The sequence below is a fragment of the Rheinheimera mesophila genome (genome assembly GCF_000986865.1).
Taxonomy (GTDB): Bacteria; Pseudomonadota; Gammaproteobacteria; order Enterobacterales; family Alteromonadaceae; genus Pararheinheimera; species Pararheinheimera mesophila.
In genome coordinates, this window is record NZ_LAVS01000098.1 from 13800 (window position 1) to 25633 (window position 11834).

9 protein-coding genes are annotated in these 11834 nt (G+C 47.3%); 4 read left to right on the forward strand and 5 right to left on the reverse strand.

Going from position 1 to position 11834, the window contains the following annotated elements; genetic code table 11:
- Window positions 1-37 precede the first annotated feature (37 nt).
- From yfaE to ubiG, 5 genes are all read right to left on the reverse strand, one after another.
- Entirely contained in the window at window positions 38-292 is a 255-nt protein-coding gene (gene yfaE, locus SD53_RS17625; RefSeq protein ID WP_046521517.1) for a class I ribonucleotide reductase maintenance protein YfaE, read from the reverse strand.
- Between the two features lie 15 nt (window positions 293-307).
- Window positions 308-1438 (reverse strand): class Ia ribonucleoside-diphosphate reductase subunit beta, encoded by a 1131-nt coding sequence (gene nrdB / locus SD53_RS17630; RefSeq protein ID WP_046521518.1) that lies wholly within the window; start codon window positions 1436-1438, stop codon window positions 308-310.
- Window positions 1439-1501: 63 nt separating this feature from the next.
- Window positions 1502-3787, reverse strand: a complete 2286-nt coding sequence (gene nrdA, locus SD53_RS17635) for a class 1a ribonucleoside-diphosphate reductase subunit alpha (RefSeq protein WP_046521519.1) — start codon at window positions 3785-3787, stop codon at window positions 1502-1504.
- 370 nt (window positions 3788-4157) lie between these two features.
- On the reverse strand, window positions 4158-4826 hold the full coding sequence (locus SD53_RS17640; RefSeq protein WP_046521520.1) for an HAD-IA family hydrolase: 669 nt from the start codon (window positions 4824-4826) through the stop codon (window positions 4158-4160).
- Window positions 4823-5533 (reverse strand): bifunctional 2-polyprenyl-6-hydroxyphenol methylase/3-demethylubiquinol 3-O-methyltransferase UbiG, encoded by a 711-nt coding sequence (gene ubiG / locus SD53_RS17645; protein WP_046521521.1) that lies wholly within the window; start codon window positions 5531-5533, stop codon window positions 4823-4825. The genes SD53_RS17640 and ubiG overlap by 4 nt, the downstream gene beginning before the upstream one ends.
- 177 nt (window positions 5534-5710) lie before the next feature.
- On the opposite strand from ubiG, the gene gyrA reads away from it, so the two are divergent.
- The 4 genes from gyrA to cmk all read left to right on the forward strand — a co-directional run bounded on the left by gyrA (window position 5711) and on the right by cmk (window position 11755).
- Complete coding sequence (gyrA, locus tag SD53_RS17650; RefSeq protein ID WP_046521522.1) at window positions 5711-8335, forward strand: DNA topoisomerase (ATP-hydrolyzing) subunit A; 2625 nt, start codon at window positions 5711-5713, stop codon at window positions 8333-8335.
- 258 nt (window positions 8336-8593) lie between these two features.
- Complete coding sequence (gene serC, locus SD53_RS17655; protein ID WP_046521523.1) at window positions 8594-9673, forward strand: 3-phosphoserine/phosphohydroxythreonine transaminase; 1080 nt, start codon at window positions 8594-8596, stop codon at window positions 9671-9673.
- The gene (gene aroA / locus SD53_RS17660; protein ID WP_046521524.1) at window positions 9673-10959 is read left to right on the forward strand and encodes a 3-phosphoshikimate 1-carboxyvinyltransferase; all 1287 of its coding nucleotides are present in this window, start codon (window positions 9673-9675) and stop codon (window positions 10957-10959) included. The genes serC and aroA overlap by 1 nt, the downstream gene beginning before the upstream one ends.
- Before the next feature lie 115 nt (window positions 10960-11074).
- Complete coding sequence (cmk, locus tag SD53_RS17665; protein WP_046521525.1) at window positions 11075-11755, forward strand: (d)CMP kinase; 681 nt, start codon at window positions 11075-11077, stop codon at window positions 11753-11755.
- Window positions 11756-11834 lie beyond the last annotated feature (79 nt).

Genomic DNA, 11834 nt, shown 5'->3' on the forward strand with positions numbered 1-11834 from the left:
ATTAATGATAAGCTTGCCCTGATCTATCTTACGATGGTCAGGGCAATTCTATTTCTATATCTGTGGTCGGAATACTGCAGCAGGGCAGAATTTCACCCTTACGGACAAAAGCTAAAGGTTCGTTCAAATAACTCACCGTACCTGAGAGCAGTTTACAACGGCACGCGCCGCAATAGCCCTCACGGCATTGGTAATTCACTTGCTGTTGCTGCGCTTCCAGTGCATCAAGCAGGGTGCGCTGCTCAGGCCTGAATTCCAGGCTGAGCACATCTTTCACCACTACTTTAACCATTGCTGTCGACGCAGATCAGAGATCAAAATCGCCGAAGTCAGCGCCATCCATTTCGTTGTCGATTTGACCCACTAAATAAGAGCTGATTTCAGATTCCTGTGGCGCTACCTGCACGTTGTCTGATACCAACCAGGCATTGATCCACGGAATTGGGTTTTGTGTAGTGCCGAAGATGGGTTTTAAGCCAACAGCCTGCATTCTGTTGTTGGTGATGTACTCCACGTATTGGCAGAGAATATCTTTGTTTAAACCAATCATCGAGCCGTCTTTAAACAAGAATTCAGCCCAGTCTTTTTCCTGCTCAGCGGCTTTACGGAAAATAGCGTAAGCTTCTTCTTCGCATTCTTTGGCGATCTCTGCCATTTCGGCATCGTCTTCACCCGCCGCCATAATATTCAACATATGCTGAGTGCCGGTTAAATGCAGCGCTTCGTCGCGGGCAATCAGTTTGATAATTTTTGCATTGCCCTCCATCAGCTCACGCTCAGCAAAGGCAAAACTGCAGGCGAAGCTGACATAAAACCGGATGGCTTCGAGTACGTTCACCGACAGAAGACAAATGTAGAGCTTACGCTTCAGATCGCGCAGGCTGATGCTGTGAGTTTTACCTGCAACCTGATGAGTACCTTCACCAAACAGATGATAGATATTGACGGAGTGTATTAAATCGTCGTAATAGCGGGTTACATCGTCAGCCCGTTCAATAATACGTTGATTCAGCAGAATGTCGTCAAATACCTTATGTGGCTCGTTGGTGATATTACGGACGATATGGGTGTAGCTTCGACTGTGGATGGTTTCACTAAAAGCCCAGGTTTCAATCCAGGTTTCCAGCTCTGGTAACGACACTATTGGCAGGAAAGCCACGTTAGGTGAACGCCCTTGCACAGAATCCAGTAGCGTCTGATATTTTAAGTTACTGATGAAAATGTGTTTTTCATGTTCTGGCAACTGCTGAAAATCGATACGGTCTTTACTGACATCCACTTCTTCCGGACGCCAGAAAAAACTTAGTTGTTTTTCAATCAGCTTTTCAAAGATGCCGTATTTTTGTTGATCATAACGGGACACATTCACCGGATTGCCAAAAAACATCGGCTCTTTCATTTGGTCGTTATTTGTGCGGCTAAAAGTGGTGTAGCTCATCAGCGATATCCAGATTATTATTTGTTATGCATACAAAAAGAGGGCTGCAACGCAGCCCCAGACTTAAATTTTACAGGCGCCACCGGCACAACCATCATCCTCCGGCGCTGCCTTGATATCTTCCTGCATATCGGACGCACCATCGCGGGTATTGTGGTAGTACATGGTTTTGACACCTAATTTATAAGCTGTCAGTAAATCTTTCAGTAAGATCTTCATCGGCACTTTACCGCCTTCGAACTTGCCTGGATCGTAGTTGGTATTGGCCGAAATGGTCTGATCAACAAACTTCTGCATGATAGCCACCAGACTGATATAACCATCGTTGTTTGGCATATCCCATAACAACTCGTATTGGTTCTTCAGGCGTTCGTACTCAGGTACCACCTGCTTCAAAATACCGTCTTTACTGGCTTTTATACTGATATGACCCCGGGGTGGTTCAATACCATTAGTCGCATTTGAAATTTGTGACGAGGTTTCTGATGGCATCAGCGCTGACAAGGTCGAATTACGTAAACCATACTGCACCACGTCTTTACGTAACTGATCCCAGTCGTAATGCAAAGGTTCAGCACAGACTTTATCCAGATCCTTTTTATAGGTATCAATAGGCATAATGCCCTCTGAATAGGTCGTTTCGTTAAATTTAGGGCAAGGACCAAATTCCTGCGCCAGCTTGTTCGAGGCTTTCATCAGGTAATACTGAATCGCTTCAAAAGTGCGGTGCGTTAATGCATTGGCTGATCCATCAGAGTATTTCACGCCATTTTTCGCCAGATAATAGGCATAGTTAATGACGCCTATACCTAAAGTACGACGGTCCATACTGGCGCGTTGCGCCGCAAGGATAGGGTAATCCTGGTAATCCAGCAGACTGTCCAGCGCACGGACCGCTAAGTCAGCCAACTCTTCCAGCTCATCCAAATGCTCAATAGCACCTAAGTTGAAGGCCGATAAAGTACAAAGCGCAATTTCACCATTTGGATCGTTGATGTCATTCAGTGGTTTGGTTGGCAGCGCAATTTCTAGACAGAGGTTGCTCTGACGCACAGCAGCAAATTTAGGATTAAATGGGCTGTGTGTATTGCAGTGGTCAACGTTCTGCAAATAAATACGGCCTGTGCTGGCGCGCTCTTGCATGAAGAGGGTGAACAGCTCTACGGCCTTGATACGTTTTTTACGAATAGAGGTATCGGCCTCGTATTTGACGTACAGCTCTTCAAACTTTTCCTGATCTTCAAAAAACGCATCATACAACCCTGGTACGTCAGAAGGACTGAACAGAGTGATCATTTCATCTTTAATCAGGCGCGTGTACATCAGTCGGTTAAACTGCACACCATAGTCTAAATGACGTACCCGGTTTTCTTCCACACCTCTGTTGTTCTTCAGCACCAGCAGCGATTCGACTTCCAAGTGCCACAATGGATAGAACAACGTAGCGGCACCACCCCGAACTCCGCCTTGAGAGCAGCTTTTTACTGCAGTCTGGAAATGTTTATAAAACGGAATACAGCCGGTATGGAAAGCTTCACCGTTACGGATTGGACTGCCTAAAGCACGGATACGACCAGCGTTAATACCTATACCGGCACGCTGACTCACGTATTTGACGATAGCGCTGCTAGTGGCATTGATTGAATCTAAGCTGTCACCACATTCAATCAACACACAAGAACTGAATTGACGGGTTGGGGTACGTACGCCGGACATAATAGGCGTAGGTAACGAAATCTTAAAGGTAGACACCGCATCGTAAAAACGACGCACATAGCTTAAACGGCTGTCTTTTGGATAGGTAGCGAACAAACAGGCAGCAACCAGCATATAAAGGAACTGAGCGCTTTCATAAATCTGGCCTGTCACCCGGTTTTGTACCAGGTATTTGCCTTCGAGCTGTTTGACCGCAGCGTAACTGAAATCTAAGTCACGGCCGTGAACAATAAAGCTGTCCAGTTGATCCAGTTCTTCTTTGGTGTAATCCGCCAGAATATGAGCGTCATAGCGCTTTTCTTCCACCATCTTGACCACATGGTCGTATAACTTTGGTGGTTCAAACTGGCCATAGGCTTTTTTACGCAAATGGAATACGGCCAGACGGGCAGCCATATATTGATAGTCAGGCGTCTCTTTGGAAATTAAATCGGCAGCGGCTTTGATGATAGTTTCATGAATGTCGGCAGTTTTGATGCCGTCATAAAACTGAATGTGAGAACGTAACTCAACCTGAGACACTGATACGTTTTGTAACCCCTCAGCAGCCCAATCTATCACACGGTGAATTTTGTCTAAGTCTAATGGTTCGCGCTGACCATCTCTTTTGGTTACGTATAATGTTTGAGTCATATTTTTCCGCCGAAAATTCCATCTCAATTGTTATTATTGTGTGCACAGAATTTCTACTGTGCAGCGAATTCACCCGCTTTTGGCTTCATTAGGTCAAACTCAACAGAGCGACACAACATCTAGGGGTGAAAGGAGAACGGATCACAAGATAGAGTGGATCAATAGCAATTGCAACCCCTGCAAAAAGGTGAAAAAAACAGCATGTTAGTGCCTGCTAACGTGCGAAATAGGCGTTTAAAAACCTCTGCAGGGAAGCAAGAGTTTTTCAGTAAAAAATCTATTTTGTCTGTTCGGTTAAAATTTGAAAGGATAAAAAAAATCACCTGACGCGAGGTGATTTTTTAATGCGCAAAATATGAAAAAACTGAACTTAGTCGAGGTATTGGATCAAGTCTGTTAAGTCAGAAATATGCAAATCTGCCCCCCAAAGTTCAGTTTTATCCTCAGGCCCGATATAACCAAAATCGCACATTACGGTATGCATGCCTGCCCGACGTCCTGCTTCTATATCCCGTTCCGCATCGCCGATATACCAACATGAAGTTGCAGACACCTGCATATAATGCGCAGCCATCCACAGTGGTGTAGGGTCAGGTTTACGTTGTGCCAGACTATCACCGCCTAATAATAAACGGCTGTTTAATAAGGCAGGCAACTGACGTTGTACTTTGGCAGCGAGCTTATAAGGTTTATTGGTCACTATGGCCCAGGGGATGTTTCGTGCTTCAAGCACTGCAAATAACTCTGCGGCGCCCGGAAACAATCTGCTGTGTACACCGCTATGCTGGTGGTAGTAGTCCAGTAGACTCTGGCGGGCTTTACCAAAATCAATCTCGTGTATTGCCTCACCAAAACCTAGCTGCAGTAAACCTTTAGCACCGTGCGAGGCCATAGGCCGGTACTCTTCATAGCTTTTTTCTGGCATGCCATGCTGGCGGAGCACAAAATTAAGCGCAGCGCCCAAATCCTGAGCTGTGTCTACCAGCGTGCCGTCCAAATCAAACAAAACGGCTGCTGGCTTGGGCAGTAACTTCTTCATAAAGGCTTTTTCGCCACCACAAAATAATTGACATCAAGGCCAGGGCCAGTGCGGAACGACTGATTTACCGGGTTGTAGTGCAGACCTGTCGCATCGACCACTTGTAAACCTGCATCATCAATAAAACGCATCAGATCAGAAGGACGGATAAACTTCTCAAATTCATGCGTGCCTTTGGGCACCAGCTTAAGGAGCTGCTCAGCGCCGACAATAGCCATCAGATAAGCTTTCCAGGTTTTATTCAAAGTCGAGAACACCAATGTTGCGCCTGGTTTAGCTAAATCAGCACAAGCTTGTACTACAGAAGCGGGTTCTGGCACATGCTCCAGCATTTCCATACAAGTGACCAAATCAAAGCTGTTTTTGTTTGCTGATGCAAAAGCCTCCGCCGTACTTTGCTGGTATTGAACGGAGACCGCAGATTCTAATGCGTGCAATTTAGCCACAGTTAAGGCTTCATCGGCCATATCTATGCCTGTGACGTCGGCGCCGGCTTTGGCCATAGACTCCGCTAAAATACCGCCACCACAGCCCACATCCACCACTTTTTTACCAAACAAACCTTGTACCTGATCGCTGATAAAGGCCAGGCGGCAGGGATTGAGTTGGTGCAAGGGTTTAAATTCACCAGACGGATCCCACCAGCGGGATGCTATTTCATTAAATTTGGCAATTTCGGCCGGATCAACATTGGAAGAAGGGGTCATACGCATATCCACTAAAAATTTTGCCCATTATAAAGCCTTGATCTGTTTGAGCAATCCTGTACAAAGCACGACAGAACTGGCAAGGTATTTTTTCTGTGGTAGAATCCGCCTTTGTCTCGCGACCCATTACAGTAAAAAACGCGGGTATCTTGTTGATTTAAGGGAAAAAAGCTTTTTATGACAAATTTGGCCAAAGAAATTGTTCCCATTAATATCGAAGAAGAATTAAAGAATTCTTATCTCGATTATGCCATGAGCGTTATTGTGGGACGTGCCTTACCTGACGTAAGGGACGGTTTAAAGCCAGTTCACCGTCGCGTTTTGTTTGCGATGAAAGAGTTAGGGAACGACTGGAACAAAGCCTATAAAAAATCTGCCCGTGTGGTTGGTGACGTAATAGGTAAATACCACCCGCACGGTGACAGCGCGGTGTACGATACGATAGTTCGTATGGCCCAGCCTTTCTCCTTACGTTACATGCTGGTAGACGGTCAGGGGAACTTCGGCTCTGTCGATGGAGATTCCGCAGCAGCCATGCGTTATACCGAAGTGCGGATGTCCCGTATTGCCGGTGAGCTGCTAGCCGATTTGGATAAAGAAACAGTGGATTATGTGCCGAACTACGATGGTACTGAAATGATCCCTGCTGTATTGCCGACCAAAATTCCAAACCTGTTGATCAACGGCTCCTCTGGTATAGCTGTTGGTATGGCAACCAATATTCCGCCACACAACTTAAATGAAGTCATTGACGCCTGTCTGGCCCTGATCGCGAATCCTGAAATCAGCATTCCTGAATTAATGGAACTGATGCCGGGGCCAGATTTCCCGACAGCCGCTATTATCAATGGCCGCCGTGGCATCGAAGAGGCTTACCGCACTGGTCGTGGTAAGGTGTATATCCGTGCCAAAACCCATATCGAAACCGACGACAAAACCGGCCGCGAAACCATTGTTGTTGATGAAATCCCTTATCAGGTCAACAAAGCCCGTCTGATTGAAAAAATCGCCGAGCTGGTGAAAGAAAAACGTATTGAAGGCATTTCTGCGTTACGCGACGAGTCTGATAAAGACGGTATGCGTATTGTCATTGAAGTCAAACGTGGCGAATCCTCAGACGTTTTATTAAACCATTTATACACCCAGACCCAAATGCAGACTGTATTTGGTATCAATATGGTGGCGCTGGACCAAGGCCAACCTAAACTGCTGGGTTTAAAAGAAATGCTGCAATGTTTTGTGTTGCACCGCCGCGAAGTGGTGACACGCAGAACAGTGTACGACTTACGTAAAGCCCGTGACCGCGCCCATATCCTGGAAGGCCTGGCCATAGCCTTGGCGAATATCGATGAAATCATTGATTTAATTAAGAACTCTTCAAGCCCGGCTGATGCGAAACAAGGTTTAGTGGCGCGTGGCTGGCAGTTGGGTGATGTCAGCGCCATGTTGGAACGCGCCGGTGAAAACGCCGCCCGTCCTGAGTGGCTGGAAGAGCATTTTGGGATCCGTAATGGCGAGTATTTCCTGACCGAACAACAGGCTCAGGCGATCCTGGATTTACGTTTACACAAACTGACAGGTCTGGAACATGAAAAAATTCTGGACGAATACAAAGAGCTGTTAGTACTGATTGCTGAGTTATTACACATTCTGGCCAGCCCAGAGCGTTTAATGGAAGTGATCTGTGAAGAATTAGAAGCGGCAAAAGCCCAATATGGAGATGCCCGTCGTACCGAAATTCAGGATAATGCGATGGATATCAACATGGAAGACTTGATCACCGAAGAAGACGTGGTCGTGACCTTGTCGCATTTAGGCTATGCCAAATACCAGCCGCTGAGTGATTACGAAGCTCAGCGCCGTGGTGGTCGCGGTAAAGCGGCAACAACGGTCAAAGATGAAGACTTTGTCGATCAGCTACTGATCGCCAGTACCCACGATACCATTTTGTGTTTCTCTAACCGCGGTCGTCTGTACTGGATGAAGGTGTATCAATTACCGCTGGCCTCGCGTCAGGCGCGTGGTAAGCCAATAGTCAACTTACTGCCACTGGAAGAAAACGAGCGGATCACTGCTATTCTGCCGGTTCGTGAATACGAAGAAGGCAAGTATGTGTTTATGGCGACCGCCAACGGTACTGTGAAGAAAACCTCATTAACTGAATACTCGCGTCCACGCAGTAACGGTATTATTGCCGTGAACCTGAACGAAGGCGATCAGTTGATTGGTGTGGATATCACAGACGGTAACAGCCAGATCATGTTGTTCTCAGACGACGGTAAAGTGGTGCGCTTTAACGAAGATCAGGTCCGTCCAATGGGCCGTGGTGCGACTGGTGTTCGTGGTATTAAACTGCGCGAAAACGGCTCTGTAGTGTCGTTGATTGTACCGAAGAGCGACGGCGCCATTCTGACCGTGACTGAAAACGGCTACGGTAAACGTACTGCGCTCCAAGAGTATCCAGAGAAGAGCCGTGCAACTCAGGGCGTGGTCTCGATTAAAGTATCCGAACGTAACGGTTTGGTGGTGGGCGCTGTACAAGTCAATGCACTGGATGAAATCATGCTGATTTCTGATAAAGGCACACTGGTACGGACCCGCGTCAGCGAAGTGTCGCAAGTAGGCCGCAACACGGCGGGTGTCATTCTGATCCGCACCATCGAAGGTGAAAAAGTCGTAGGTGTACAACGCATCGACGAAATTCAGGATCAAGACGAAGTGGCCGCTGCAGAAGCTGCTGCCGCTGCTTTAGCTGCACAAAATCCGACCGAGGATACTGTAGCGGACGGCGAAGAAGAGTAAGACTATGAATAGGGGCCAGATCACATTACTTAAAAAATAATGTGATCTGGCCCCTTTTTTATTTCTGTCTTTTGTAAAGTACGCTACAGTAGCGGCTGTTCAAAAAGAGCCGTCCAGACGTCAGGATTATTGCAGAATAGCTGGATAGGGCCTTTAAAGATAAACCCAGGGCCACAACAACAAAGATCATCCAAAGATGACCAAAGCCATTTTCTAATTTGTTTTTCATTTGATAAAGCGTTGTAACAGGAGCAAGAGATGACCACCTATAACTTTTGTGCTGGCCCGGCTATGTTGCCGGTGGAAGTGATGCAACAGGCACAGGACGAGTTGCTCAACTGGCATGGTCGCGGCTGCTCTATTATGGAGATGAGTCACAGAGGCAAAGATTTTATGCAGGTTGCGGCTCAGGCGGAGCAGGACCTGCGCGATTTACTGCGCATACCGGCGAACTACAAAGTGTTGTTTATGCACGGTGGTGGCCGTGGTCAGTTTTCTGCTGTCCCGCTGAATTTAGCCAAACCTGGTGTTAGTGCCGATTATATTGTTTCAGGCGCCTGGTCTAAGGCCGCTGTTGAAGAAGCTGAAAAATTCACTGCGTTAAAAGCTCAGAACATTCAAATAAAACAAGCTGGCCTTCGCAGTTTAGTGCCAACATCAGACTGGCAACTGAATGACAATGCCAGCTTCGTGCATTTTTGTCCGAATGAAACCGTCGACGGCATGGAATTTATCGACTTACCCACAACCAAAGCACCTTTGGTGGCCGACCTGTCGTCTACTATCTTGTCTCGTTCCATTGATGTCAGCCGTTATGGCGTAATTTACGCCGGAGCGCAGAAGAATATCGGACCTTCAGGTTTAACTTTGGCGATTGTGCGTGAAGACTTGTTACCCGCCAAAGGCAGCAATATTCCAAGCGTATTGGATTATCGTTTGGCCGCTGACAACGACAGTATGTTTAATACGCCTCCAACCTATGCCTGGTATTTGGCGGGTTTGGTGTTCCAGTGGCTGAAGCGTCAGGGAGGTGTGGAGGCCATGCAGCAACGTAATGCGCTCAAAGCACAAAGCTTGTATGGCTATATCGATCAAAGTGATTTCTATCGTAATGACGTAGCGCCACAGTTCCGCTCATCGATGAACGTACCGTTTTTATTGGCTGACGAGAGTCTGAACGACTTGTTTGTCAGCGAAGCCGAAGCCAATGGTTTATTGGCATTAAAAGGCCATCGCATGGTCGGTGGTATGCGTGCCAGCATCTACAATGCGATGCCACTGGAAGGCGTACAAACTTTAGTCACCTTTATGAAAGAATTTGAGCGGGTACACGGCTGATGAAAACTTTAACTTTACAGCCTATCGCCAAAGTCGAAGGCGTGGTGCATTTACCCGGTTCAAAAAGTATCTCCAACCGGGCTTTATTGCTGGCTGCTTTAGCCAAAGGCACAACCCGTATTACCAATTTGCTCGACAGCGATGATGTCAGCCATATGCTGAATGCCTTAACAGCACTGGGCGTCCAGTATTCGTTATCGGATGATAAAACAGTCTGTGACATCACAGGGATAGCGGGTGTATTTCAGCATACTGAGCCGCTAGAGCTGTTTTTAGGCAACGCCGGCACAGCAATGCGGCCCTTAACTGCGGCTCTGGCGGTATCCAATGTCGATGTGACTTTAACAGGCGAGCCGCGGATGTACGAGCGTCCTATTGGTCATTTAGTTGACGCCTTGCAGCAGTGGAATGCCGATGTTGAGTATCTGCAGCAAAAAGACTATCCGCCGCTACGTATTCGCGGTAAAGCGTTGGCTGGCGGCAAAATCAGTATTGATGGTTCTGTCTCCAGTCAGTTTTTAACTGCCGTACTGATGACTGCGCCTTTATTGTCGGGTGACAGCGAAATTGTGATCAGCGGAGAGCTGGTGTCTAAGCCTTATATTGATATTACGCTGGCCCTGATGGCACGTTTTGGTGTGACAGTTCAGAACAACAACTATCAAAGTTTTGTCGTCAAAGGCAATCAGCAATACCAATCACCGGGCGAGTTTCTGGTAGAGGGCGATGCTTCATCCGCTTCTTATTTCCTCGCTGCTGCCGCTATTAAAGGCGGTACGATAAAAGTCACGGGTATTGGCAAAAATGCAGTGCAAGGTGATATTCACTTTGCCGACGCTCTAGAAGCCATGGGCGCGACGGTAGACTGGGGTTATGACTATATTTCGGTTACCCGTAACCAACTAAAGGGCATAGATCGGGATTACAACGCTATTCCTGATGCCGCCATGACTATTGCGACCACAGCCTTATTTGCACAAGGCCCGACAGCTATTCGAAATGTCTACAACTGGCGCGTCAAGGAAACCGATCGTTTAGCGGCTATGGCGACCGAGCTGCGTAAAGTGGGCGCCGAAGTGGAAGAAGGTGAAGATTACATTGTCATCACACCGCCAACGATACTAAAACATGCCAGCATAGCCACCTACAACGATCACCGGATGGCCATGTGCTTCTCTTTGGTCGCACTGAGTGATACCGCCGTGACTATTGAAGATCCGGATTGCACCCGTAAAACATTTCCTCAATACTTTGAAGTGTTTAGTACATTAAGCACTCCAGCTTAGCAAATAACGCGTAACCGAAATGGTTACGCGATCTCCTTGATTAATCCGCGCTTTTTGTCATTTATTTCTGTATAATGCCGCATCTTTTTGTGTGTTCGACTGTTTTGGAGGCAGAATGCAACAAGCGCCGGTAATTACCATTGATGGACCAGGTGGCTCAGGGAAAGGCACCATTTGCCGTTTAGTTTCCCAAAAACTGGGCTGGCATCTGCTGGATAGCGGAGCTATTTATCGGGTGTTAGCGTTAGCTGCTATCCATCATCAGATTGACCCTGCTGACGAAGAAGCCTTACAACCTTTGGCGGCTCACCTTGACGTGCAGTTTACCTGCGACGAACAAGGCTATACCCGGGTCACGCTGGAAGGCGAAAATGTGACTCATACCATACGCACTGAAGAAGTAGGTTCAGTGGCCTCTAAAATTGCCTCTTTACCACGGGTGCGGGAAGCCTTGTTACGCCGTCAACGCGCCTTTAAAGAAGCACCGGGTTTAGTGGCGGATGGCCGGGATATGGGCACTGTGGTATTCCCACAGGCAGAAGTTAAAATCTTTTTAACAGCCGATGCGTCAGAGCGCGCCAGACGGCGTTATTTAGAGTTGAAAGAAAAGGGCCATGATGTTAACATCGGCGACCTTTTAAGCGAAATCCAGGCCCGTGACGAACGGGATATGAATCGCGCCGTAGCGCCTTTAAAGCCTGCAGACGATGCATACATGCTGGATTCGACCAATAAAACTATTGAACAAGTGTTGGACGAGGTTCTCAACGTCTGTAAAAAGTTGAACCAGGCCTAGACCTTCACGTTGGACAGCTTGTCGCAAGGACGATGACAAGTTAACTTAGCAACCCCATGACACAGGACTGTGCGTGGAG

What these genes read in the sequence shown, in the direction of transcription:
- ubiG (WP_046521521.1), bottom strand. Translation starts at nt 5,533, where the DNA reads ATGACCCCTTCTTCCAATGTTGATCCGGCCGAAATTGCCAAATTTAAT.
- aroA (WP_046521524.1), top strand. Translation starts at nt 9,673, where the DNA reads ATGAAAACTTTAACTTTACAGCCTATCGCCAAAGTCGAAGGCGTGGTG.
- yfaE (WP_046521517.1), bottom strand. Translation starts at nt 292, where the DNA reads ATGGTTAAAGTAGTGGTGAAAGATGTGCTCAGCCTGGAATTCAGGCCT.
- cmk (WP_046521525.1), top strand. Translation starts at nt 11,075, where the DNA reads ATGCAACAAGCGCCGGTAATTACCATTGATGGACCAGGTGGCTCAGGG.
- SD53_RS17640 (WP_046521520.1), bottom strand. Translation starts at nt 4,826, where the DNA reads ATGAAGAAGTTACTGCCCAAGCCAGCAGCCGTTTTGTTTGATTTGGAC.
- nrdB (WP_046521518.1), bottom strand. Translation starts at nt 1,438, where the DNA reads ATGAGCTACACCACTTTTAGCCGCACAAATAACGACCAAATGAAAGAG.
- serC (WP_046521523.1), top strand. Translation starts at nt 8,594, where the DNA reads ATGACCACCTATAACTTTTGTGCTGGCCCGGCTATGTTGCCGGTGGAA.
- gyrA (WP_046521522.1), top strand. Translation starts at nt 5,711, where the DNA reads ATGACAAATTTGGCCAAAGAAATTGTTCCCATTAATATCGAAGAAGAA.
- nrdA (WP_046521519.1), bottom strand. Translation starts at nt 3,787, where the DNA reads ATGACTCAAACATTATACGTAACCAAAAGAGATGGTCAGCGCGAACCA.